This window comes from Corynebacterium sp. MSK044 (assembly GCF_030232825.1).
Classification (GTDB): domain Bacteria; phylum Actinomycetota; class Actinomycetes; order Mycobacteriales; family Mycobacteriaceae; genus Corynebacterium.
Window position 1 is genome coordinate 1 of sequence record NZ_JASPJJ010000012.1, and the last position, 23,801, is coordinate 23,801.

The window sequence follows — 23,801 nt, forward strand, 5'->3', positions numbered from 1 at the left end:
ACGGAGTAAACAGTCACAAACCAACCAAACAAAAAATCATTGGCACACTATCGAGTTCTCACACAACACACGCACACTCTCCGCGAAACCGTATCGGCTCCGTTTGAAGCGGCTTGCTCGACATTACTTTGAACCGACACTCTGTGTCAACTCGCTTGCAATATCGTTTTATTGTCGTCCTTACGTTGCGTTTACCTTTCGGTAACCGCCTCAAGGACGGATTCATACATTAACCCCATTCGTTTAAAGAATGCAAACTCGGGTTAAAACTGCATGTCATCGTGACTATGACGACTTCATGAACAACTTAGAAGTACGCCGCAATGGGGCCACGGGACGTGTTGATCACGTCGATGTCCGTGCCGAAGATCTCAGACAGGAGATCTGCACGAACGACCTGTTCAGGCGTACCGAATTGGACGATCTTGCCGTCCTTTACCGCGCAGATATAGTCGGCGTAGCGCGCAGCAAAGTTGATGTCGTGCAGCACAACAATGACGGTTCGACCCATCTTCTCGGCAGCATCATGCAGGTGACGCATCATGTCCACGGAGTGGGAGATGTCGAGGTTGTTGAGGGGTTCGTCGAGAAGCACATAGTCAGTCTCTTGCGCGAGAACCATCGCAACGTATGCGCGCTGACGCTGACCACCAGAGAGCTGGTCCAGGTAGCGGCCCTCAAGCCCCGTGAGGCCAAGGAAGTCGATGTAGCGGGAGATGATTTCCTCATCTTCCGCGGTCAACCGTCCCCTGCTGTACGGGTATCGGCCGAAGCCGACGAGCTGACGCACGGTCAACTTCGTCACAAAGTTATTCTCCTGACGCAAGATAGAGAGCTCCTTGGCCAGGTCTTTGCCCTTCATAGAGGAAATATCGCGGTTACCAATAGCAACGGTCCCCGCATCCTGGGACAGCAAGCGGCCAATGATGGTGAGCAGCGTTGACTTACCGGCACCATTGGGGCCAATGAGAGCGGTCATGCCACCGGCGGGAATCTCCAGATCAATAGGACCGATGGAGACTTCTTCGCCGTACCCCTTCGCGATAGATGACAGCTTGATCACAGCGTCCCCTTTCTCAGAATGACGGCAAGGAAGACAAGACCACCCACCAACTCGATGATGATGGACACGATGCCTTGAGCGTAGAAAATGTGGTTCATGACGAAGTAGGACCCGGTGAGCACAACGAATCCGATCAACGTGGCCATCGGGAAGATATACCGGTGATCGTAGGTGTCGGCGAACTGGTAAGCCAAAGTGGCTACCAGGAAGCCGAGGAACGTCATCGGCCCAACGAGAGCCGTGGAAATGGCCATGAGCACGCTCACCAGGACGAGCACGTAGATCGCATGCGCGCGGTGGTTGACACCCAGGTTCACGGCCGGTTCACGGCCTAGCGCAAGAACATTGAGCGTGCGCGAATGCACGTAAAGCAACAGCGCAGCGCCAAGCGCGAGCGGAATGGCCACAGGGAAATACTGCGGGTCAGCGTTGTTCACGGAGCCGAAAAGGCGCGCTGTGAGCACGTCGAATTCACTCGGAGCGAGCATGCGCTGCATGAACGTCGAAAGGCTAGCTAGTCCCCCGCCGATCACCACGCCGATAAGCAGCATCGCGTGCATGTTGTTCTCGCCAGTCAGCAGCCATGAATACAGCAGCAGTGTAAAGCCCACCATGACAACAAGCTGGAGGATGAACATGTCCAGCGTGCGCGCATTAATCAACCCAGCTGCGCCAAAGAAGTACACGGTCGAGGTGTGAATCGCCACATACAGCGCCTCAAACCCCATGATGGAAGGAGTGATGATGCGGTTGCCGGTCACCGTGTGAAACGCCACCGTAGCCATGCCCTGACACAGCGCAACGATGGCCATGACTAGCACGGAGTTTGCTCGCCTTTCAGCAATCAGCCAGTAGCCACGTGTGCCAAATTCCATCGGATTCTGGTACGCCAGCAGGCCCCACGCACTCGCCGCAGCAATCACCGCAAGCACCGCAAGGATCATCCAATAGCGCTTTTTGCTTGTCGACGTCTGGAACGCCCCCACATTCCTTCCACTATCCGTCTCGATCATGCGCGCACCTTCTTAGCAATCAGGGCCACAAAAACGAACGCGCCGACGATGCCAAGGATCACCGAAACTGGCATTTCAAACGGGGCGATAATGGTGCGACCGATGATGTCGCAGATGGTCACCACGGCCACGCCAACGAGGCACACCCATGGAAGGTTTGAGCGTAGGTCATCCCCGCGCACCATGGAGACGAGGTTGGGCACGATGAGCCCCAGGAAGGGCAGCATGCCCACGACCACGGTGACCACACCGGAGGCAATGGCCACGAGACCCACGCCGAGCAGCACGATGCGCTCATAGTTCAGGCCAACGTTCACGGCAATGTCTTTACCCAGGCCGGCGATAGTGAGCCGGTCCGCAAAGATGAACACCGCCACCACCACGATGCCCACGGTCCACAGCACTTCATACTGCCCACGGATGATCGAGGTGTACGAGCCCGCAAACCAAATACCGAGGGACTGGAGCATATCCGTCTTCATGGCAAAGAACGTAGAAATGGAACTAATCACAGCACCCAGCATGATGCCGATGATGGGCACCACCAGGGAAGACTTCAGAGTCACCTTCCTCAAGAAGAAGAAGAAGACCATTGTTCCTATGAAGGCAAAGATCACTGCCACGATCATGCGCACGGTTAGCGATGAATTAGGAATGAAGTACAGCGCCACCAGCAGGCCAAGGCCCGCCCATTCAGTCGTGCCGGTGGTGGTGGGTTCCACGAATTTGTTCTGAGTGAGCAGCTGCATCACCATGCCACTCATAGCCATGGCCATGCCGGACAAGACCAGCGCGATGGTGCGTGGCACGCGCGTGATCCAGAACATTTCAGTTCCTTCTTCGCTGCCCAGGATGTCGTACTGCCCCACCATCAAAGACACTGTCAGTAAGGCTCCGACAACGGCGATACCCGCCAGCAGCTTCGTATCAAGAAGCCGCGGGCGGGTCGTCGATAAGCGATGCGGCACTAAGCGCCAGCCTCCCACTGATCTGCAAGAGCATTGAGAATCTCGGTGTACGTAATGATCGACTCATTAGTGTACGTGTCTGCCGGAGCGATGTAGATGTGGCCCTCCTTGATGGCGGTCACGTTCTTCAGCGCCTCACTGTCATCCAGAACCTGCTTCGCCGGCGCGGAATCCTCCTTGCGGATAGCAGCATCGCGGTCCAGAACGAGCATCCAGTCCGGATTAGCCTCAGCAATGGCCTCTACCGAAATATCATCACCCTTGTGGTCATCGCTGGCATTTGCAACCTCCAGCGCCGGAGTCAGACCAAGCAAGTCAAACAGCGGGCCCCAGGTACGGCCAACCTTCGGTGCAACGTAGCCGATCTCACCACCGGAGACGTTTACCGCCATGACCTTCCAGTCCTTGTTGTATGCCTCGCGGGCGCGCTCAAGAGCCTTGCTGAAGTTATCGGCCATCTTCTTGGCCTCTTCCTCCTTGTCAAAGATCCTGCCCAGCGCGTTGACCTGACGGAGGAACTCCTCATCCAGTGGCTGATCCTTGCGCGGCTCCAAGTCCACGAGAACTGCGTCCGGAACGAGCTTCTCAATCTCCTCGTTGTACTTGGTGAAGCGCTGGCCAGAAACGATCACCTGCGGGTCAGCCGCGACGATGGCCTCCAGGTTCGGCTCGCGGTGGTTGCCGATGTCCACGATGTCCTCATCATCCGCAATTCCCGGAATGGTCTCCGGCACGAGTGCACGAGCAGCCGCAACCGGCTTCACGCCCCACTCATCCAGGATTTCGAAGCTGCGGTTATCCAGCGCGACGACGGACGTCGGGTTTACCGGAACCTCCTTGGTGCCCTCATTGTCTTCAATGGTGACGGTCTTCGCCTCGGCTACAGCCGTGGTCTCCTGCGCTGTGTTGTTGTCGGTCTGTGCACAGCCAACGAGGGCGAGCGAAGCAGCGGCGAAAAGGGCAACAGCAGCGCGCACCGGACGGCGGCCTGCGAGCCAAGAATTACGGGACATAACACTCCTTGTCCAACGAAAGTTTGGTAAGCGTTGCCTAACCTACCATATGACCACTGAGAGTCAATACCCGTCCTAATAAATTGCTGACCAGTGGTTAGCCAACTCGTTGAACATTTGCGTGTACGCAGTCAGCGTCCCTTCTGGCGGCGTGGAATACGGCGCGACGTAGACATTGCCCTTCTTCACCGCCGGCACATTCTTCATCGTGGGGTCCTTATCCAGCTGCCTGATCGTTGACTGGTAACTCTCCGCGGTGTGCAGCGGCGACGGCTCACTGACCAAGATCACATCCGGCTTCTCCGCCAACGTCACCGGTTCAAGTCCCACCATCTCCATCACTGGACCGAAGAGCTTTCCGCCATCCTTGTCTAAAGGCAAGATTTTGCCGTCCACGACCTGAACCGCTGCGGCTGTCCAGCTTTTCTTCGCGGCGTTACGGGCGCGTTTGAGGGCGGCCGAGAAGTCGTCGTCAAGCTGCTTGGCCTCTTCTTCCTTACCGAAGATCTTCCCCAGCACCTGCGCCTGGCGCACCACTTCCCAATCCAGCGGCTGTTCCTTCCGCGGGGCAAGATCTACCACCGCTACCTCGCCGAAATCGGCCGGCGAGTGGGACGTCTTCGCCCCGATCACCACCAAGTCCGGCTCCAGGCGCGCAACCTCCGCCGGCGTCGACCCATAATCCGCGTCCACCCCCAGGTCCTCCAGCAGCACCGCGATCCCGGGGTCTAAGGCCACGACTCTCTTCGGCTGGAACGGCACCGTCTTCGTCCCCGAGTTATCGGTGATCTCCACCGTGCCGCCCAGCCAGGCTGGCTTGGCTATTGGCTGCTCCACCGCTTCTTGGGCTCCATCACACGCGCTCATCGCTGGCAGACTCACCGCACACAGCGTGACACAGACCAACCTCTTGCGCCAGATCATCTGCACCGGGGAGCCTTCTTTCTCCTAATTCCAAGCGCACGAATCGGCGCGGTCACCCTAATGTCTTAGCACATAGGTAACCGAGGCTTTCTCCCCTGGCCGGGTCATAGGTGAGCTAAAACCCGAACTCTAGACCCCGAAAGTTGGCGCTTTTCATGGGCGGGATCAAGCGGTGGATGCGCCACGCTTGAATAGTTCGTTGAGTATTTCACGGGGCGTTGCGCCACCGAGGATTTGTCGGGGTGTTTCGTTGAGTTCATCTTGGACCCAAGCCACGTGTTCGGGTGTGATGGTGGCGAAGTCTGTGCCCTTTTTGTAGAACCTTCGTCTGATTTCGCCGTTAGTGTTTTCGTTGGTGGGTCTTTGCCACGGCGAGTGAGGGTCACAGAAGTACACTTTGCATCCGTTTTTGATTTGCACTTGTGCTGTTAGGGCCATTTCTTTGCCTTGATCCCAGGTGATGGTCTTTAGCTGCTCAGCGTTGAGGTCTTTGACCATTTCCTGCAGGGTTTCAACCACTGTTTTCGAGCTGTGTTCATCGGGCAGGTGTCCCAGCAAGGTGTAGCGACTTGTGCGCTCTACCAGGGTAATAAGCGCACTTTTACCACCTTTGCCGATCACAAGGTCACCTTCCCAGTGTCCAGGGACAGCCCGGTCATCGACTTCAGGGCTGCGGCGGGTAATCTCGGCGCCTTTGATCCAGGGGCGACCTGTTAATACACCGGCGTTTCGGGAGCGGCGTTTGCGTGTTGTGCCGCCGCGGATAAGGACGTTTTGGGTCTTCATCACTGTTTCAAGCTCGGCACGCAGGCTGCCTTTGCCTTGGATGTACAAGGCACTGTAGATCGCTTCGTGGGAAATGCGCATGCTTTCATCATTGACGAAAGCATGCTCAAGCCAAGTACTGATACGCCCTGGCGACCATCTACGGGCAAGACCATTGATCACCACACCACGCAATGCGAGGTTTTCATCAAGCTTGCGCAGTTTTGGGCGCGCCATCTTACTAGCGCTGGAAGTTGCAGCGCTGTGGGCGTTATACAGCATCTGCTCTACACCCCTGTCGCCGATAATCTTCCAACCATTACGAGTGATCTCACGAGCGACGACGCTGTGATGCCGCCCGATCTTCTGCGCGATAGCTCGTGCCGAATCGCCAGCTCGACACCCTGCTTCAATAGCGACGCGGTCTTCAATAGTCAGCCTGCGCCCACGCCCTACTAAGGCCTGTTTACTAGGTACACCGCCGGTAGGCTCAACAGCGGCTTGAGTTTTCATTGGTGCTGGCACAAAGGTATCTTCACCCGGTTTGTTCCACTGGGCCGACTGCGACACCGTCACCATCTGATCAGTGGATTCACTGCACTGCAGTTGGCCTGAATTATCACCGCCTGTTGCAATCCGCGCCTGCTTTATCCACTCATACACAGTGGAAGGATGCACACCGACAGTACGAGCCACACTCAGGGCACTTTCGCCGGCCAGAACGCGTGCCACAGCCTGTTTACGCTCATCAGCTGGCACAGGAGGACGGCCGGGACGCACCGTGATGACACCAGCTTTCTTCAACCTGCCATGCAGCAATCCAGGAGAAATCCCAACCGTTTCTGCTGCGCGTGTGATCGACATCCCTGCACGTACTAACTCCGTAGCGTTCTGGACGAGGGGGTCACGCTGGCGACTCAAACGTTCCCAAGGAGGCACCAACCCTTGAGCCTTCACCCAGCTATAAACCGCATCGACACCAACACCGACATCACGCGCAACCACCCTCACCGCCTCACCTGCAGCTACCCGCTCAACAGCGGCATCCTTAATCTCCTTCGGAGTCCAACGCGTCACAACTACCTCCCGGTCGAAGTGGCGCATTCACCCCCTGACAACACGATGCGAAGTTCGGGTTCTAGGGTTCGGGTTCTGCGGCTGAGGCCAGGCCAGACATGGAAAAACCCCCGGTCACGAAACCGGGGGATTATCCGAATAGTGGAGATGCCGGGAATTGAACCCGGGTCCTTCGCCACTGCACCAGGGCTTCTCCGTGCGCAGTTCGCACAGGATCTCTACTCGACCCTCCGGATCAGACGAACATGTCCGGATGATGGGCCCAGTCAGTAAAAGAAGTCCCCTCCAAGCACCTCACTGACACGGTGAGAGGGCAAGCTCCCTAGTCGATGCCAGGATCCGGGGCGGGAGCAAGCCCGGCCTGACAGACACGCGGTCGCTACTTAGGCAGCGAGGGCGTAGTCACGCTGAGAGTTCTTCTCTGCGTTTATGAAGTGCTGCGACGCTTAAGTCGGTGGTCTCCAGCCTGCACCGGCACGCTTCCCCTGGATTGGTCAGCGAAGTCGAAACCAAGTCATCCCCTTGATTTAGACGTCCTGCGCGGTAAGAAACCGTGCAGGAAGATCAAGGTTACTACGCCAGGCCGGATGGGGCAACGCGCAGGAATTCGACGGTTGCGCCGGGGCCAGCATCGACGGCAAGGCGGACGGCGCGCGCGACGTTGGTGGCGTCCATCTTCGGGCGGTCGCCGAACTGCGGGCCAGCCAGCATGTCAGTATCGGTTCGGCCTGGGTGGATGGAGGTGACGCGCACTCTCCCCTTCTCCTCCAATGCCAACGTGTCGGTGAAGCCCTTCAGCGCGAACTTCGAGGCACAGTATGCGGAGTGCTCGGGCACGCCATGGAAGCCGGCACCAGAGTTGATCGCGATGATCAGGCCATTTGAGCGGCGCAGCGCCGGCAGCAGCTCCCGGGTCAAAATAACAGGGGCAATCACGTTGAGGTCAAGGGTTTCGCGCCAGATGTCGTCGTTAAGCTTCTCAAAAGGCCCCTTGTGCAGCACACCCGCATTGAGCACGAGGACATCGAGCTCCTCGATACCGCGCGTGGCCTCACGGATCGCGGCCGGATCGCGCAGGTCAACCTCGAAGGGCTCAGCGCTGGGCAGCTTATCCACGACCCCCGCCGCATCCCGCGACGCCCCCGCAATCACATGGTGGTCCTTGCCCAGCTCTTCCGCGATCGCGCGGCCGATACCGCGGGTGGCACCGGTGATGAGTGCCTTTTTCATGCCTTGATCCCTTTAAACTTCCGGCCAAGATCACGCGCGATCTCACGGTCTTCCGTGCGGCGCTTGATGGCTTGACGCTTGTCGTAGTCCTGCTTACCTTGGGCAAGCCCCAGCTCAACCTTGGCTAAACCATCCTTGAGGTAGAGCTTCAGCGGCACGAGGGTCTTGTTGCCGTCGCGGATCTTGCCCTCCAGCGAGTCGATCTCGCGGCGGTGCATGAGCAGCTTGCGGGTGCGACGCGGCGAGTGGTTTGTCCACGAACCCATCGAGTACTCGGGGATGTGGAGGTTGCGGAGCCAGACCTCACCGTCGTCGATAGTCGCGTAGGCCTCGACGAGTGAGGCCTTGCCGTCGCGCAGGGACTTGATCTCCGTGCCTTGGAGGACGATCCCGGTCTCGTACGTGTCCAGGATCGTGTAATCATGCCGCGCCTTGCGGTTTGCGGCGATGACGCCTGCGCCGGGGTTTTTCTTCTTCTTAGCCATAAGTTACTTACGAACGTAGGAGCGCAGCGCCACCTGCGCAACCAGACCAGACACCACCAGCGCGCCCAGGCCCACCAACGGCATGACAGTCCACACCGCGGAATCCGGCAGCTTGGCCACGAGCAGGTTCTCATACACCGTACTCAGCATCGGGTCTACCAGCTGGGACTTGGCCAGCCACACGCCGAGCGTAGCCACCACGGCACCGATGAACACGGAGATCACTGCCTCCACGATGAACGGTGCCTGGGTGAACCAGCGGGTGGCGCCGACCATGCGCATAATCGAGATCTCTTCGCGGCGGTTGTAGGCCGCGAGCTGCACCATGTTGGAGATGAGGAAGATCGCCGCCAGTGCCTGGGCTGCTGCCACGATGAAGGTGGCGTTGCGGAAAGAGTCCATGGAATCGGCCAGGCCGCGCACATCGCTTGCCTGGTCTGCGATGAAGGTGACCTGTGGTTTGTCGCGGATCTTGTCAATCGGCGCGGTATCCGTGGGATCCGTCAGTCGCACGTGAAGCGCCGCCGGCATGGAATCGCGGGAGGTCTCCTGCACAAGCACCGGGTCAGACTTGCTGAACAGTTCGGCGAAGCGCTCGTAGGACTGCTCGCGGTTACGGAAGGTCACCGATTCCACGCGATCATCGGCCTGCAGTGCGTCGCGGATCTCGGAGCAGCCTTCCGACGTGCAGTCCTTGTCAGACGCAGAGATCTCCTCATCCAGCTCCACCATCACCTCAACACGGTCCAAGTACAGCGCCTTGGTCTCGCTGGTCACTTGGGAGATCAGGATGCCGGCGCCGACGAGCGCCAGGGACAACGTGGTGGTGATGATCAGCGCGATGGTCATGGTCAGGTTGCGCCCAAGACCACGGAATCCTTCGCGGAAAATGAAATTCCAGTTCATAGTTATCGCTCCCCTAGCTTCCGTGGACGCCGTAGACGCCGTTGTGGTCATCGCGCACGAGCTTGCCCAGGTGCAGCTCAATCACGCGCTTGCGCATGTCATTGACGGCGCGGGCATTGTGGGTGGACATCACCACGGTGGTGCCCATGCGGTTGATGCGGGCGAGCAGCGCCATGATGTCGTCAGCGGTGGAGGGGTCGAGGTTGCCGGTGGGCTCGTCGGCAAGCAAGAGCGGCGGACGGTCCACGAAGGCGCGGGCGACGGCGACGCGCTGTTGCTCACCACCGGAGAGCTCATGAGGCATGCGGTTCGCCTTCGCGTCCAAGCCCACGATCTCGAGCGCTTCCGGCACGAGCTTCTTGATCTTGGACTTCGGTTTACCAATCACTTCCAGCGCAAACGCCACGTTGTCATACACGTTCAGCTTGGGCAGCAGACGGAAATCCTGGAACACGTAGCCGATGGACTGACGGAGCTTGTTCACTTCCTTGCCCTTCAACGCATTCACATGGAAGTCGTTGAAGTGGATATCTCCGCTTGTCACGTTTTCCTCACGGATCATCAACTGCAAAAACGAGGATTTGCCCGAGCCAGACGGGCCGATCAGGAAGACGAATTCGCCGTCCTCAATGGTCAGCGACACATCATCCAAAGCCGGACGCGTTGACGTCGGATATGTCTTGGTTACATGAGAAAAAGTGATCACTTGAGTCACACTAGTCACTCAAGTTAGGCCTTTTCAAGCGTCGACCTCCAGCGGATGCCAGCCTCCAAGAACCCGTCCAGATCGCCATCGAGCACCTTCTGCGGGTCGTTGACCTCGTAGCTCGTGCGCAGATCCTTCACCATTTGGTACGGGTGCAGGACATAAGAGCGCATCTGGTTGCCCCAGCTGGCGTTGCCACCGGCGCCAAGGGCATCCATTTCGGCCTTTTCTTCCTGGCGTTTCTTTTCCAGCAGTTTGGACTGCAGGACGTTGAGTGCGGAGGCCTTGTTCTGGATCTGGGATTTCTCGTTCTGGCAGGTCACCACGATGCCGGTGGGGATGTGTGTGATGCGCACGGCGGAATCGGTGGTGTTCACGGACTGGCCGCCGGGGCCGGAGGAGCGGTACACATCAACGCGGATGTCTGAATCCGGAATATCAATGTGGTCCACCTGCTCCACCACGGGCAGGACTTCCACCTCAGCGAAGGATGTTTGGCGGCGCCCCTGGTTATCAAAGGGAGAGATACGCACGAGGCGGTGTGCGCCCTGTTCGACGGAAAGCTGGCCGTACATGTAATCGCCATGGACGACGAAGGTCGCGGATTTAATGCCTGCTTCCTCGGCATAAGAAATGTCGTAGAGATCGACCTTGTGCCCGTGCTTGTCCGCCCAGCGCGTGTACATGCGCATGAGCATCTCCGCCCAATCAGCCGCATCCACGCCACCCGCGCCGGAGCGGATGTGCACCACGGCCTCGCGCTCGTCGTATTCGCCCGAAAGCATGGTGGTCACTTCCAGGCTGTCGATGGCGGCAGAGAGCTGCTCCAGTTCATCGTCCGCAAGCGATGCGTCGCCTTCTTCTTCGGCGAGTTCGTACATGACCGGGAGGTCGTCGATACGCTGGCGCAGATCACGCACCTTCCGCAAGCGTGCCTGCACAGCGGAGAGTTCGGTGGTGGTTTTCTGCGCGTGATCCGGGTCGTCCCACAAGCTCGGGTCGGCGGCTTGGTCTTCGAGTTCGCGCGCGCGTGATTCCATCTCCTCGAGGTCCATGACCTTCTCAATCGTGGTCAGCGTGGAGTTCAAGGAGTCAATGCGTGCGGAAGTCTCGGGCTGCATAGGTGCGAAGTCTAGTGGACACCGCCATAATGGCAGCCATGAGCACATTGACCTCCTCTTTCATCGAAGAGCATTTGCTTATCGACGACGCCGCGCTCGCCGCCGCCCTCACCCGCACCGCAGGCCGCCTTGCCCTGCGCATGCGCGCCGACGGGCTGGAAACCGCCCAGAAGACGTCCGTGTCTGACGTGGTGACGCAGGCGGATACGGCTGCTGAGCAGTTCGTTGTTGAGGCGCTGGCTGCCCTGCGCCCTGAGGATGGCCTGCTTGGTGAGGAGGGTGCTGCCAAGGAATCCTCCAGTGGCCGTACCTGGGTGATTGATCCGGTGGACGGCACCTACAACTTCTCGTGTGGCTCCGACTACTTCTGCTCCGCACTGGCATTGGTGGAGGGTGAGCAAGTCCTGGCCAGCGCGGTCCACCGTCCGGCCCTGGACACCACGTGGGTGGCTGATGGCCTCGCTGCTTCTATCAACGGCACTCCCTTGCCCGCTTTGGAGTCTGCCCCGCTGGAAGCCCTCGCGCTGGCTACCTACCTGCACCCGCGCGATATGAACAACGCTGCCATCCGCGATTCCTGGCTTCATGCTGTCAACAGTGCCGCCACGGTGCGCATGTTTGGTGCTGGTTCCATCGACTTGGCCACCGTGGCCAGCGGTGGCGTGGGCGGGTGGCTCCAACATTCCGTGCCCGCCTGGGACTGGCTGCCCGGAAAAGCACTGGTGGAGGCAGTCGGCGGACGCGCCGAGCAGATCACCGCGGGTGGAGTGACCTGGAGTGTTGCCGGCAATCCCCAGCTGGTGGCCGATGTTCTGGCTAAACTTGAGAGCCATGTCTAACTACTCCGACGATCTGGCACTCGCCCTTGAACTGGCGGATATCGCTGACGGCATCACCCTTGACCGCTTTGAGTCCACGGATCTCTCCGTGGATTCAAAGCCGGATATGACTCCGGTGACGGACGCGGACCTCGCCGTTGAGGCTGCCCTGCGCAGTCGCTTGGAGGACGCCCGCCCCGCCGATGCCGTCCTCGGCGAGGAATACGGCGGCAACGTCACCTTCTCCGGCCGCCAGTGGGTCATTGACCCGATCGATGGCACCAAGAACTTCGTTCGTGGCGTTCCTGTGTGGGCCACCCTGATCGCGCTGCTGGAAGACGGCAAACCGGTCGTCGGCGTCATCAGCGCCCCCGCCCTTGCCCGCCGCTGGTACGCCAGCGAAGGAAGCGGTGCTTGGCGCACGTTCGGCGACGGTGCTGTGCGGAAGTTGTCCGTGTCCGGGGTGGACCGGGTGGAGGATGCGTCGTTGGCGATTTCGTCGTTAAGCGGATGGCACGATCGCGGCTTGCGTGAGAATCTCATCGCGCTGACGGATGCGACATGGCGTCTGCGCGGCTACGGCGATTTCTTCTCGTACTGCCTGGTCGCGGAAGGTGCTGTGGATATTGCTGCGGAGCCGGAAGTCTCCCTGTGGGACCTGGCACCGCTGGCCATCCTGGTGACGGAGGCCGGCGGTCGTTTCACTTCCTTGGCTGGTGAGGACGGCCCGCACGGCGGCGATGCCCTTGCCACGAACGGCCCGCTTCACGAGGACGTCCGCGCCCGCCTTACGCGAGCCTAAAGCCCTGGCCCGGCCCCGGCGTGGCGTTGAGGTCCCGCATCACCGCGTCGATGTTGCGCGACACCGTCGGCGCGTGGAAGCCACCCTGCAACGGCGTGTGGCAGGACAGGTTGACCTGTTGCGGCAGAATCCCGCCGTTGATCATGCCGACCAGCCGGCCCCCCGCATACACCGGCGCACCGGAATCCCCTTCCATCGCACAGACCTGCGTGATGTGGCGGGCAGGCTCAGATGCCCAGGTCACACCACAGGTCACGCCCGTGGCATAGCCGTTCTTGCACAGCGTGTCACCGGTCTTAGCCCAGCCACCGAGCGAGCGGATCGTCGTGCCGTTGTAGCTGCCCGTCACTTCCGCATTGGGGCCAAGCTCAATCACGGCGTAGTCCAGCGCGCCATTCTTGCGCACGATGCGGCCCGAGTAGCCAGCCTCCAGCGAATCCGCCGCGGCCACCAGCTCCCCCACGTTGCCGCAGTGGCCGGCCGTCAGCGCGATCTTCCTGCCGGCCGCATCCCAGCCAGCTGCAGTGACGGTGCACATGCCGAACTGTCCCACGTAAATCGGCGTGCCGGGCCCGTATAGCGATGTGCCCCTGCCCACCGCCGCGCGGGCCGCGGGGTTTACTGGGTTGGCGTCAAAGAACGACCCCGGCACACGGTTGAGCACCCGGTCCGCAAACGGCTTGCCCGCCATCACCTTGGACACCGGGTCCGTCTTCCAGTGGTAGTTCGGATCCACCTGCGCATTGGCCACCGCGGGCACCATGCTGAGCAGCAGCGCTGCCGCCACAATTCTTCCGGCACGTTTCATCCTCGGCCCCTTCCTGCCTGGTAATTTCGCACTAATCTTGTCACACCTCTTGTCCTTTCCCGGTGAGCCCACCCCCAGTACTGTTACTGTGGTGCGGGTGAATCAACGACTCATCGTTCCTGACCTTGCCCGTGGCCTTGCATTGCTGGGCATCGCCATGGCAAATATTTCCACTGCCTGGATCATCGCTGACATGCCTGGCGCGACTGGCGAATATGTCGGCTGGGTCCAGCCCGGCAATGTGGCCGACCAAATCGCGGCGATGTTTGCCGCCATGTTTGTCCACGTGCGTGGCCTACCCATGTTCTCCACGCTGCTTGGCTTCGGTGTCGGCCTGATCACCATGAGCCTGTCGCGGAAGAACTACCCGGTAAAGAAGGCCCGACTCGTGCTGGTGAAACGGTACGGCATCCTGGCTCTCTTCGGCCTTGTGCACATGTTCTTCATCTTCAACGGTGACATCATGGTCTCCTACGGTCTGTGCGGCATGGTTCTGGGCCTGCTCATCGCCGTGCGCACAAAAATCTTACGGATCATTGCCTACTGCTTCATTGGATTCTCCATCTTCATGGCCTTCCTCGGCGCCGTTGGCGCTGCATTCGGTCAGGACCTGATGCTTCCGCTAGATACAACAGACAACTTCACCACTCCCGCTGACTACTTCATCGATAACGCCACCTGGGGCTTCATCATGCTCATCAATGCGGTGATGGCTAACGGTTTCCTCCTCGGCGTGATGCTCATCGGTTTCATCTGGGCTCGCGAAGGCGTGCTAGCTGACGTCAACGCACACCACCGCACCCTGCTCGTCTGGTCTGCCTTGACCGTGGCCGTCATCCTTCTCATTGGCATCCCCTTGGGCCTGGCCTCCATCGGCGTGTTCAGCGGGCGCGTTGAAGCCATCTTCATTGCCCTCAACCAGGGTTTGGGCATGATCACCGGTCCCGGCATCCTGGCCATGCTCGCGTTAGCCACCCAGCGCCTGCACAACAAGGTCCCCGTGGTGTTTTACCCCTTCGTCGCACTGGGCAAGCGTTCCATGTCCGGCTACATCATGCAGTCCCTCCTCTTTATCGTCACGGTCATGCCCTTCGGTCTCGGGTTGGGCCTCGAAGACGGCGTTGCCATGAAGCTCCTCATCGCCACCGGTATCTGGGCTGTCACTCTGGTGTTGGCCACCATCCTCGAGATCACCAACACTCAGGGGCCCTTCGAGTGGGCGCACCGCCACCTCTCGTACGGCAAGACTGGCCGTCTGGAGCCATGCACTGTTGCTCATGCTTGATCTGCGCTGTTACTTCATCACCGGCCACGGCTCGCACGAGCAGATCGTGGCGACCGCCCGCCAAGCCGCTCTCGGCGGCGCCGGCATGATCCAGGTGCGCAGCAAACCCATCAGTGCCCGCGCGCTCTACGACCTGGGCCTCGCTGTGGTCACCGCTGTTCGGTCAGTCAACCCCTCCACGCACGTACTTATCGACGATCGCGTCGACATCGCCCTCGCCCTCCGCCCCCACGGCGTCGCCGGCGTGCACATCGGCCAAGATGACCTAGACCCGCGCGTGGCACGGGAGCTGCTGGGCCCTGATGCGATCATCGGGCTGACCACGGGCACGCTTTCGCTCGTTGAGGATGCGAACCAGTACGCCGATATCATCGACTACATCGGGGCCGGCCCCTTCCGTGCCACGCCGACCAAGGATTCCGGCCGCGAACCATTGAGGCTTGCTGGCTACCCTGAGCTCGTCGCCGCCTCCAAGCTGCCTGTCGTCGCTATCGGTGATGTCACCGTGGATGATGTCGCTGACCTGGCTGCCACCGGCGTGGACGGTGTTGCTATCGTCCGCGGCATCATGAACGCTGCGGACCCACGCGCCTATGTTGAGCAGGTACTGCAGAACTTCCGCTAGTCGGCGAACGAGTCTGAATCACCTCCGTCCTCTGCGATTGGCAGGCACACATAATCGTCATCCCTGACCGGCAGAGCGAAGTCATAGGAGACGTACCGGGCGCCATCCCGGAAATCGAAGACGATATTGTGGCGGTCCCGCTGGATCTTCACATAACCGTCCGTGACAAGGGAGTGGCAGCCAGAGCAGAGCGGCAAGAGGTTATCCAGGTTTGTCATTCCGCCATCTGCCCACTCCCGTATGTGGTGGATTTCCATGAAGCGCCGATGGATACAACCCGGCATTGCGCACTGGCCTCCCCACATCGCCATCAACGCCTTCACCTGCTTGTCCGTGGCCAGACGCGCACCTCGGCCGACGTTGAGCACCAGCCCGTGTTTGTCCACGATGTTCAGCTTCATCATCGCGTTGGACACGATGTTCGCTAGTGCCGTGGATGGTGCACCAGCATTGTTGGGCAGGTAGGCCTCGCCGCTCACCGTCATCATCACATTCACCTGCGCAGCCGGTGCACGCAGCGCGTTCTTCGGGTTTGTGCGCACAATATTCACCATGCCCATGAGCGCGTAGAGCATCGCCCGCCCGGTGGGGAGCCCGAAACTGGACTTGTCCCGCTTCGCTAGCTCCTTTTCCTCGTCGATTTTCTGGTCGTAGAGGTTGTCGATGCTGGCATCGTCGTTAAGCTCCGCGAGCTCTTCTTCCCCCGCACAAAACGCGAGGTGACCGATCTTGAGAGCTGCTGCCAGCGCTTCCCCGTCGACGGCGTTGAGCTTGCCCCACACGTTCACGTCGCCGTTCTCGTCCTGGCTCATGCGGAGGTAATGCTCCGGATAGTCCTCGCCCGCACCCGTTTTCGGCTTGCCGGCGAGCGCGTGCTCCAGCCCGTGATAGCCAAGCTCTATCGCGCGATTGACCAGCTCAACCTCATTATCTGGGGTGAGATATTTGAGTAGAAGGCGCACCGCGGAATAGCTCAGCTTGCCTTCCCCAAACATCAGCTTGAGGTACGGGAAATTCTCTAGCTGGCGGGCGACCGCCACGTATTCGTAGGCGGTGGAATGAGAGATCCCCAATCTTCGGATCAACCACGCGCTCGTGCTCGTCGCACCGAGGTCTTGGGCTAACCCGAGGTAATCAAACTCCGCAATCTGCGCCAGAAGCGAAGCTTTGGAGCGCATCATCGTGGCATAAGTATCAATGATGCCTGCCCCTATATGTGCAGCTAGAAGGTTAGGTTCCGCAAGTATTGCTGTCATGATGTCCTCTTAATTGTTCGTTGTAAATGTGTTGTGGGAACACCATACAAAACGAGCGCGACATCATTCGCACATCAATTCGAACGCAACCTAAGAGAATGAGTCCGCATTGCGGACTCCCTGGGAATTTGCATTCATGCCAAAACGTAGACTCCAGACGCGCCACAAAACGCATCGAGCACCTATTCGAAACTAACCTAAGAAAAAGAGTCCGCATTGCGGACTCCCTGGGGTTTCATAGGCCCAATAGATGGCCTCCCGCGGGAACCCGCCCAAACTCATAAAGATTATGGGTAAGCCATTTTTATTTATAGTTTTTCCCTCAAACCCACTCGAAGGCACCATTTTTTCGGCATGATGTGACCTGTCCCACCATCTAGCTCTGATGAACGGAGGAATCACATGGCAACAGCTATCGACCAGCGCGAGTCACAAAAGCCACCGCGTGACCCATTCTTCGCCCGAGCCATGCGGCCAATCAATCGACTAATTGAGGAGTACACGCCTTCTGCCCTTACCTTTGCGCTTGCGCTCACCGCTGTAGTGGCAATCATGGCGCTCCTCTTCACCGATGCTGGTCCAGCTGACATTGCTCTTGGTTGGGGCGACGGGCTTTCCGGCCTGCTGGAGTTCATGACGCAAATGGCCCTCGTGCTCCTCCTGGGGTCGATCCTCGCTGGCACCAAAGCGGTGCGCACTTTGCTGAGCAAACTTGCCACGGTTCCCAAGAATCCGCTTTCCGCGTACCTATTCATCTTTGGCATTACCGCTATGGCCATGCTCTTTTCCTGGGGTCTTGGACTGATTCTGGGCGCCATTCTGGCCAAGAAAGTGGCCGTTCAATTCCACCAGCGTGGCGAGCGAATCAGTTTCCCCATGCTCATTGCCTCCGCATACTCATCCATGGTTGTGTGGCACATGGGCTACTCGGGCTCTTCACAGCTCACTGCAGCAACGGAAGGGTCTTTCATTGCTGAGCAGCTCGGCCACACCATCCCCTTGTCCGACACGCTTTTCGCATGGTGGAACCTGGTCACCATCGTTTTTACTCTTGCGTGTGTCGCACTTGTCCTTTTCATCCTCGCACCACGAGAAGTGCAAGACTCTCATCTAATTAAGGACGAGACGGTAGCCCAGCTCGTCGATGCAGAAGATGTCGCTGCGCCGAAGGATACGATGGCAGACCGTGTCGACGCCTCGCGGATCCTCACACTAGTCGTTGGCCTGGCACTTGTGACCTATCTCGTGCTGCACTTCATTAATGGTGGCAGCGTTACTCTCAACATCGTCAACTGGACGTTCCTGACCCTCATCTTCCTCTTGGTCCGCAGCCCCCACGAGCTTGGCCAGCTAACTAAGGAAGCGGCTTCGAACGTCGGCGACATCCTGCTCCAGTTCCCTCTCTATGCAGGCATTATGGGCATCATGACCTCGACGGGTCTTGCGGCAATCTTGTCCAACTCCATTGTTGCCGTTGCTACCCCGGAAACGCTGGGCGTCCTTGGCTTCATTTCCGCCGGAATCGTGAATTTCTTCGTGCCGTCAGGCGGTGGCCAGCTCGCTGTCCAAGGGCCCATCCTGTTGGATGCCGCCCAGCAAATGGGCGCCTCACCCGAAATGGTTGTCATGGCGATTGCTTACGGCGACCAGTGGACAAACATGATCCAGCCATTTTGGGCATTGCCAATGCTCGCTGTCGCCGGCATGAAGATTCGTGATGTCCTGGGCTACACCACAGCAACACTTGTTGCTGCCGGAATCCCAATGGCAATCATGATGCTCATCGTCGGATACACCGTGTAAACCCTGCTACTTCAACCCGTATTGGAGCTGTAATGTCTCACTCGAAAATCGTTCAGAACGCAGAAGAAGCCCTAGCCGGTCTCTCTAACGGCATGACACTTGCTGTTGGCGGTTTCGGTATTTGCGGTAATCCGCTAGTCCTACTCAGGAATATCGTTCAAACAGAACTCAGAGATCTCACCGTGTACTCGAACAATCCGGGCACGATGATTGATGATCAGCACCTCGGCTTGTCACTGTTGTTCCAAGCTAAACAAGTGAAGAAGTTCTGTGGTTCCTATTTTGGATTCAACAAAGAATTTGAACGCCAGTATTTCAACGGCGAGATCGAAGTAGATCTCATCCCCCAAGGCACCCTGGCCGAAAAGCTCCGCGCTGGCGGCGCAGGTATTCCGGCTTTTTATACCGCCACCGGTGTGGATACTGCCCGCGCAGACGGTGGACTCCCTGTGCTTTACGGCAGCGATGGCAACTTGGCCCGCGAGTCGCAACCGTTAGAAACACGTGAGTTCACTTTCAAGGGCACGACTCAGACTTATGTTCTGGAAGAGGGCGTCGTAACTGATTTCTCTCTTCTCCGCGCGTGGAAGGCTGATCCGGAAGGCAACTTGGTTTTCCGTCGCACGGCCAACAACTTCAATGCTGATGCGGCGACATGCGGAAAGATCACAGTCGTCGAAGTGGAGAACCTCGTTGAAACGGGTGATCTCGACCCCGATGAAATTGATGTTCCCGGCATCTTCGTTGATCGCATCCTGCCGCTGACACCAGAGCAGGCTGAAGACAAGTATGTGGAACGCGCAACGGTGCGGTCTCACGAAGAAGAGCACGACACAAAGAGCACAGCGAATGACTCTCCTGAAAAAGGATGGAGTCGCCTCCAGATTGCTGAACGCGCCGCACTTGAATTGCAGGATGGCGAATACGTCAATCTGGGCATCGGAATGCCCACAGCGGTTGCTAACTACATTCCAGACGGAATCTCGGTGACCCTGCAATCCGAAAACGGCATCCTCAAAACGGGCCCCTTCCCTTACGAGGAAGAGCTCGACCCAGACATCATCAATGCTGGTAAGGAGACTGTCACTATTCTTCCCGGGGGCGCGACGTTCAGTTCTTCTCTGTCCTTCGCAATGATCCGTGGCGGGCATGTAGACACCGCCATCCTTGGCGCGCTGGAAGTGTCTGAAAAAGGCGATATCGCCAACTGGAGCATCCCGGGCAAGAAAATGACCGGTATGGGCGGGGCCATGGATTTGGTGAAGGGAGCGCGCAAAGTCATTGCCGTCATGGACCACGTTTCCAGGAAAGACGGCGCCCCACGTGTGCTGAAGGAGTGTGCTCTGCCACTCACAGCCAAGGGAGCAGTAGACAAAATCATTACAAATCTCTGCGTTTTCGACGTGACCGACCAAGGCCTAGTCCTCGTCGAGCTCGCACCGGGAGTCACCGAGGAGGACATCGCTGCAGCGACCGAAGCGAGCTATACGGTTGCCTAGTCCTCCATCTCCGCGAAGGCCTCCTCCACCGAGTCATGCTCCTCGCGGGATTCCTCCCACACTTCCTTTGCGGCGGAGAGATTCACGAAGATGATGATCGCAGCGACGATGATGTCGAACCAGGCGGTGGCCCACACGAAGGTGAGCAGTCCAGCGAGGATGATGAGGAGGTTGGCCAATGCATCGTTACGCGCAGCCAGCCAGGCACCCGTTGCTAGCGACGACCCCTGGTTGCGCAGGCGCAACAGGATCACGGCGCAGATCAGATTGACCACGAGAGCGCCGAGCGCGATGCCAGTTAGACCCGACGGCGACGGCGGCTCCGGGTTGATGATCTTCAGAACTACGGTCACCAGCGCGGCGACCGCGGGAATCAAGATCAAAGCAGCGAGCACAGAGCCCGCTTTACGACGGCGCGCCGCCGGCCACGCCACCGCGAAGAACACCAGCATGTTGATGGCGGTGTCTTAGAGGAAGTCCGCGGAATCCGCGAAGAGGGAAGCTGAGCCAATCGCGATGGCGGCTGCGAACTCGACAAAGAAGTAGCCAAAATTCAGCAGCGCCACGATCAGAACGGCGCGTCGAATATGTTGTTCAGTCATAGTTAGTAGCTGCTGAATCCGTCGTCGGAAAGCGTGTGCTTTTCGTCGCCAGTTATCGCCGGGTTGAAGATAGAGACCAGGATCAGATCCTCGTCTTTGCCGCCACGCAGGTAGTGCGCGTCGTGCTCGTCGAGGACGTAAATCGTGCCCGGGGTGATCGGGTACACGTTGCCCTCGGTGTCCTCGACCTCGCCGGAGCCAGCGATGCAGTAGCAGGCTTCGAGGTGGTTGCGGTACTGCAGTTTGGACTCGGTGCCGGCGCGCACGACGGTGTGCGCGACAGCGAAGCCCATGTTGTCTTTCGCGGTGAGCATGCGCTCGGAGGTGCCGCCACCCCACTCAACAGTTTCGACATCTTCTCGGGAACGAATGAACATGATTCTCCTTCCAGTTACCCGTTCCACGGTACGCGTAAGCTCGTGGGCATGATTCTTGCCATCATCACCGCAGAAGTTGCGTTCTGGCTCTGTTTGTTTGGCGGAATGTTCCTGCGCTATGCCCTTAAGTTGCCTAAAGCAGGAATTGTGCTGCTAGCGGCAACCCCCCTCATTGACCTTGCTTTACTCGTTTACACGTTTTGGAGTCTGGCCGATACGCACCGCGCAAATTTTTTCCACGCATTCGGCGCTTTCTACGTCGTTTTTTCCATTGTTTTCGGCAAAGATCTGGTTCTCGCACTGGACAAGAAGTGGCGTGGTGAAACAGAGATCAGTGGTGAGGGCTTCAGCCGCTCGATCCGCGACAATCTGATCCGCGCGGTCATTGCCTCCGGGATCACCATCCTCATCCTCGTAGCCATGGTCTTTGTTACAGGCATCGCCGGTAGTTTTTGGTTGTTCTATTGGATCATTGCTATGGCGTTTCTGCCGGCCTGCTGGTGGGCAATCGATAAATGGGTGGAAAGAAGGAAAGCATGAAGGTCGCAGTAGTAGGCGCAGGAATTATTGGCTTATCGACGAGCCTTACCCTCGCCGACCACGGCCACCAGGTCACCGTGTACGACCCAGCACCGGCCAGTGGTGCCACGTGGCATGCGGGCGGGATGCTCGCCCCGGCTGCAGAGGTGGTCTACCAGCAGGATCCGCTGTTCCCACTGATGATCGCGGCTGGGAAGTGGTATCCGGAGCTCATCGCGCTGATTCAGAAGTACACGGACTCCCCCACCGGCTACCGCACGGAGGGAACACTGGTGGTGGCTAAGGACCACGCGGACAAGACCCACTTGGAAGAGCTGCAGGAATACCAGCAGCTGCATGGGATGACCACGGAGCGCATCACTACGCGGGAGGCGCGGAAGCTCGAGCCGGCGCTCGCTCCCGCCATCAGCGGTGCCGTGCATATCCCCGGTGACCACCAAGTGCGGCCGCGTCTCATCGCGGCAGCGCTGCAAGATGCGTGCCACAATGCCGGGGTGACGTTCGTGGCGGAGACGGTGAAAGATGTCAACGATGTCGCAGCTGATCAGGTGCTGCTGGCCAACGGTTTGGGCGCCCGCGAAACGACGGGCTGGTTCGAGGGCACGACCCCGTTGAAGCTGCGCCCGGTATACGGCGACATGGTAGAGCTGCGCGTTCCGGAACACCAGCAGCCACTGGTTAAGCGGGTGATTCGCGGGTTCGTGGAGGACCGGCCGATCTACCTCATCCCGCGCGAAGACGGAACGCTCACCATCGGCGCCACCACCCGCGAGGACGACCGCCCCGAGCCACAGGCAGGCGGGGTGCTGCAGCTGCTGCGCGACGCCAGTGAGATTGTGCCGGGAATTGAGGAATGCGACATCATCGAAACCCACGTTGGAGCCCGTCCAGGCTCCCCGGATGATCTGCCGTACCTTGGCCGGGTGAATGACCGGGTGGTGGTGTCCACTGGCTATTTCCGCCACGGGATCCTGTTGACGGGGGTGGGGGCTAGGTGTGGGGCGGAGATCGTCGAGAAGCTTAAGCCCTCCGTAGACTTGGAGACCTGTAACCCGCTGAGGCACAAGGAGAACCATGAAGCTGACAGTGAATAATGAGGCGGTCACCACGGAGGCGACAACCGTGAAGGGGCTGCTTGAGGAGTTGCTTGGGAAGGTCCCCGCTGGCACCGCCGTCGCCGTGGACGGCGATGTGGTGCCGAAGTCGCAGTGGGAGACGCACTCGCTGAGCGAAGACGCCCGCGTAGATATTCTTACCGCTGTTCAGGGAGGCTAAACGTGCTGGAAATTGCCGGCAAGCAGTTCGATTCCCACCTAATCATGGGCACGGGCGGGGCGAGCTCGCAGGACATGCTCGAGCGCGCGCTGATCGCGTCGGGGACGCAGATGACCACGGTGGCGATGCGGAGGTTCGCTGCTACCGCTCCCACGGGCGAGTCGGTCTTTGACCTGCTCAACCGGCTGAATATCGCGCCGCTGCCAAACACCGCTGGCTGCCGTACCGCGCGCGATGCGGTGATCACGGCGAAGCTGGCGCGCGAGGCGCTGGGCACAGACTGGGTGAAACTCGAGGTTATCGCCGATGATCGCACTCTGCTGCCCGATGTTGTGGAGACCGTGGATGCGTGCGAGATGCTTGTTAGCGAGGGCTTCACCGTCCTCGCCTACACCTCCGATGACCCTGTGGCAGCGAAGCGGCTGGAGGACCTCGGTGCGGCTGCGGTCATGCCGCTGGGCGCACCGATTGGGACTGGCCTGGGCATTTTGAACCCGCACAACATTGAGCTGATTTGTTCGCGGGCGGAAGTACCCATCCTCATCGATGCCGGTGTGGGCACTGCCTCCGATGCGGCTTTGGCGATGGAGCTTGGCTGCGATGGTGTGCTTCTGGCCAGCGCCGTGAACCGCTGTCAGGACCCTGTAGCTATGGCTAAGGCGATGCGTCTGGCTGTGGAAGCCGGCCTGCTTGCGCGCGGGGCGGGAAGGATTCCAAAGAGGGAGCACGCGGTGGCGTCCTCAAGTTTTGATGGCCTGGTCAGCTGGGCAGATCAGGTTTTGTAACCGAAAACTCCGTAGACTGTACGTGACGGAGGCCACATGGGCCCCCGCGCTACCT

General features: G+C 59.2%; 25 protein-coding genes, 1 other RNA gene and 2 pseudogenes. 10 read left to right on the top strand and 18 right to left on the bottom strand.

Annotated elements, in window-relative coordinates; translation table 11 throughout:
- Window positions 1–307: 307 nt before the first annotated feature.
- From QP994_RS07810 to prfB, 13 genes and pseudogenes are all read right to left on the bottom strand, one after another.
- Complete coding sequence (locus QP994_RS07810; RefSeq protein WP_284866022.1) at window positions 308–1,063, bottom strand: iron ABC transporter ATP-binding protein; 756 nt, start codon at window positions 1,061–1,063, stop codon at window positions 308–310.
- Window positions 1,060–2,076, bottom strand: coding sequence for an iron chelate uptake ABC transporter family permease subunit (locus tag QP994_RS07815; RefSeq protein WP_034665402.1), 1,017 nt, complete (start codon window positions 2,074–2,076; stop codon window positions 1,060–1,062). Before QP994_RS07815 ends, QP994_RS07810 begins: the two co-directional genes overlap by 4 nt.
- Window positions 2,073–3,044, bottom strand: coding sequence for an ABC transporter permease (locus QP994_RS07820; protein ID WP_284866024.1), 972 nt, complete (start codon window positions 3,042–3,044; stop codon window positions 2,073–2,075). Before QP994_RS07820 ends, QP994_RS07815 begins: the two co-directional genes overlap by 4 nt.
- Window positions 3,044–4,057, bottom strand: coding sequence for a siderophore ABC transporter substrate-binding protein (locus tag QP994_RS07825; RefSeq protein WP_284866025.1), 1,014 nt, complete (start codon window positions 4,055–4,057; stop codon window positions 3,044–3,046). Before QP994_RS07825 ends, QP994_RS07820 begins: the two co-directional genes overlap by 1 nt.
- Before the next feature lie 75 nt (window positions 4,058–4,132).
- A complete protein-coding gene (locus QP994_RS07830; RefSeq protein ID WP_284866027.1) occupies window positions 4,133–4,924 on the bottom strand; it encodes an ABC transporter substrate-binding protein in 792 nt (263 codons plus the stop codon).
- Between the two features lie 222 nt (window positions 4,925–5,146).
- Window positions 5,147–6,280, bottom strand: a pseudogene (locus QP994_RS07835) (IS30 family transposase); the annotation flags it as partial.
- Window positions 6,281–6,400: 120 nt separating this feature from the next.
- Window positions 6,401–6,850: pseudogene (locus QP994_RS11205) on the bottom strand (hypothetical protein); the annotation flags it as partial.
- Window positions 6,851–6,962: 112 nt separating this feature from the next.
- Window positions 6,963–7,345: a transfer-messenger RNA gene (ssrA, locus tag QP994_RS07845) on the bottom strand.
- A gap of 51 nt (window positions 7,346–7,396) precedes the next feature.
- Complete coding sequence (locus QP994_RS07850) at window positions 7,397–8,053, bottom strand: SDR family oxidoreductase (RefSeq protein WP_284866029.1); 657 nt, start codon at window positions 8,051–8,053, stop codon at window positions 7,397–7,399.
- Window positions 8,050–8,538: an SsrA-binding protein SmpB gene (smpB, locus tag QP994_RS07855; protein ID WP_269965114.1), complete on the bottom strand. Its 489-nt coding sequence runs from the start codon at window positions 8,536–8,538 to the stop codon at window positions 8,050–8,052. Before smpB ends, QP994_RS07850 begins: the two co-directional genes overlap by 4 nt.
- A 3-nt stretch (window positions 8,539–8,541) precedes the next feature.
- Window positions 8,542–9,444, bottom strand: a complete 903-nt coding sequence (gene ftsX, locus QP994_RS07860) for a permease-like cell division protein FtsX (RefSeq protein ID WP_269965113.1) — start codon at window positions 9,442–9,444, stop codon at window positions 8,542–8,544.
- A gap of 13 nt (window positions 9,445–9,457) precedes the next feature.
- Window positions 9,458–10,150 carry a cell division ATP-binding protein FtsE gene (ftsE, locus tag QP994_RS07865; RefSeq protein ID WP_284866033.1) on the bottom strand — a complete coding sequence of 231 codons (693 nt, stop codon included), beginning with the start codon at window positions 10,148–10,150 and terminating at the stop codon, window positions 9,458–9,460.
- A gap of 23 nt (window positions 10,151–10,173) precedes the next feature.
- Window positions 10,174–11,271: a peptide chain release factor 2 gene (gene prfB, locus QP994_RS07870; protein ID WP_284866034.1), complete on the bottom strand. Its 1,098-nt coding sequence runs from the start codon at window positions 11,269–11,271 to the stop codon at window positions 10,174–10,176.
- A gap of 38 nt (window positions 11,272–11,309) precedes the next feature.
- On the opposite strand from prfB, the gene QP994_RS07875 reads away from it, so the two are divergent.
- Both QP994_RS07875 and hisN read left to right on the top strand, forming a co-directional pair.
- Entirely contained in the window at window positions 11,310–12,110 is an 801-nt protein-coding gene (locus tag QP994_RS07875) for an inositol monophosphatase family protein (protein ID WP_284866036.1), read from the top strand.
- Complete coding sequence (gene hisN, locus QP994_RS07880) at window positions 12,103–12,891, top strand: histidinol-phosphatase (protein WP_284856038.1); 789 nt, start codon at window positions 12,103–12,105, stop codon at window positions 12,889–12,891. The genes QP994_RS07875 and hisN overlap by 8 nt, the downstream gene beginning before the upstream one ends.
- Here the strand turns inward: hisN and QP994_RS07885 are convergent.
- Window positions 12,878–13,699, bottom strand: coding sequence for a S1 family peptidase (locus QP994_RS07885; RefSeq protein WP_284856039.1), 822 nt, complete (start codon window positions 13,697–13,699; stop codon window positions 12,878–12,880). The two genes, hisN and QP994_RS07885, sit on opposite strands and share 14 nt — an antisense overlap.
- A 97-nt stretch (window positions 13,700–13,796) precedes the next feature.
- Here QP994_RS07885 and QP994_RS07890 point away from each other — a divergent pair, with 97 nt between their 5' ends.
- Window positions 13,797–14,984 carry a DUF418 domain-containing protein gene (locus QP994_RS07890; RefSeq protein WP_284866038.1) on the top strand — a complete coding sequence of 396 codons (1,188 nt, stop codon included), beginning with the start codon at window positions 13,797–13,799 and terminating at the stop codon, window positions 14,982–14,984.
- Window positions 14,968–15,609 (top strand): thiamine phosphate synthase, encoded by a 642-nt coding sequence (locus tag QP994_RS07895; RefSeq protein ID WP_284866103.1) that lies wholly within the window; start codon window positions 14,968–14,970, stop codon window positions 15,607–15,609. Before QP994_RS07890 ends, QP994_RS07895 begins: the two co-directional genes overlap by 17 nt.
- Here QP994_RS07895 and QP994_RS07900 read toward each other — a convergent pair.
- Window positions 15,606–16,865 carry an HNH endonuclease signature motif containing protein gene (locus QP994_RS07900; protein WP_284866039.1) on the bottom strand — a complete coding sequence of 420 codons (1,260 nt, stop codon included), beginning with the start codon at window positions 16,863–16,865 and terminating at the stop codon, window positions 15,606–15,608. The genes QP994_RS07895 and QP994_RS07900 overlap by 4 nt on opposite strands.
- A 402-nt stretch (window positions 16,866–17,267) precedes the next feature.
- Between QP994_RS07900 and QP994_RS07905 the strand changes: the two genes are divergently transcribed.
- Window positions 17,268–18,668 (top strand): short-chain fatty acid transporter, encoded by a 1,401-nt coding sequence (locus tag QP994_RS07905; protein ID WP_284866040.1) that lies wholly within the window; start codon window positions 17,268–17,270, stop codon window positions 18,666–18,668.
- Between the two features lie 32 nt (window positions 18,669–18,700).
- The gene (locus QP994_RS07910) at window positions 18,701–20,167 is read left to right on the top strand and encodes a 3-oxoacid CoA-transferase subunit B (RefSeq protein WP_284866042.1); all 1,467 of its coding nucleotides are present in this window, start codon (window positions 18,701–18,703) and stop codon (window positions 20,165–20,167) included.
- Here QP994_RS07910 and QP994_RS07915 read toward each other — a convergent pair.
- The 3 genes from QP994_RS07915 to QP994_RS07925 are packed head-to-tail and all read right to left on the bottom strand — an operon-like array spanning window position 20,164 to window position 21,146.
- Window positions 20,164–20,619 (bottom strand): cation efflux transmembrane domain-containing protein, encoded by a 456-nt coding sequence (locus QP994_RS07915; protein ID WP_284866044.1) that lies wholly within the window; start codon window positions 20,617–20,619, stop codon window positions 20,164–20,166. The two genes, QP994_RS07910 and QP994_RS07915, sit on opposite strands and share 4 nt — an antisense overlap.
- Window positions 20,620–20,634: 15 nt before the next feature.
- A complete protein-coding gene (locus QP994_RS07920) occupies window positions 20,635–20,769 on the bottom strand; it encodes a hypothetical protein (protein WP_284866046.1) in 135 nt (44 codons plus the stop codon).
- A gap of 2 nt (window positions 20,770–20,771) precedes the next feature.
- Complete coding sequence (locus tag QP994_RS07925; RefSeq protein ID WP_284866048.1) at window positions 20,772–21,146, bottom strand: ectoine synthase; 375 nt, start codon at window positions 21,144–21,146, stop codon at window positions 20,772–20,774.
- 48 nt (window positions 21,147–21,194) lie between these two features.
- Between QP994_RS07925 and QP994_RS07930 the strand changes: the two genes are divergently transcribed.
- From QP994_RS07930 to QP994_RS07945, 4 genes are read left to right on the top strand one after another with little or no spacing between them, the layout of a single operon-like run.
- A complete protein-coding gene (locus tag QP994_RS07930) occupies window positions 21,195–21,686 on the top strand; it encodes a hypothetical protein (RefSeq protein WP_284856045.1) in 492 nt (163 codons plus the stop codon).
- On the top strand, window positions 21,683–22,780 hold the full coding sequence (gene thiO, locus QP994_RS07935) for a glycine oxidase ThiO (protein WP_284866050.1): 1,098 nt from the start codon (window positions 21,683–21,685) through the stop codon (window positions 22,778–22,780). The genes QP994_RS07930 and thiO overlap by 4 nt, the downstream gene beginning before the upstream one ends.
- Complete coding sequence (gene thiS, locus QP994_RS07940) at window positions 22,761–22,961, top strand: sulfur carrier protein ThiS (RefSeq protein ID WP_284856047.1); 201 nt, start codon at window positions 22,761–22,763, stop codon at window positions 22,959–22,961. Before thiO ends, thiS begins: the two co-directional genes overlap by 20 nt.
- A gap of 2 nt (window positions 22,962–22,963) precedes the next feature.
- The gene (locus QP994_RS07945) at window positions 22,964–23,746 is read left to right on the top strand and encodes a thiazole synthase (RefSeq protein WP_284866051.1); all 783 of its coding nucleotides are present in this window, start codon (window positions 22,964–22,966) and stop codon (window positions 23,744–23,746) included.
- Window positions 23,747–23,801: the final 55 nt, after the last annotated feature.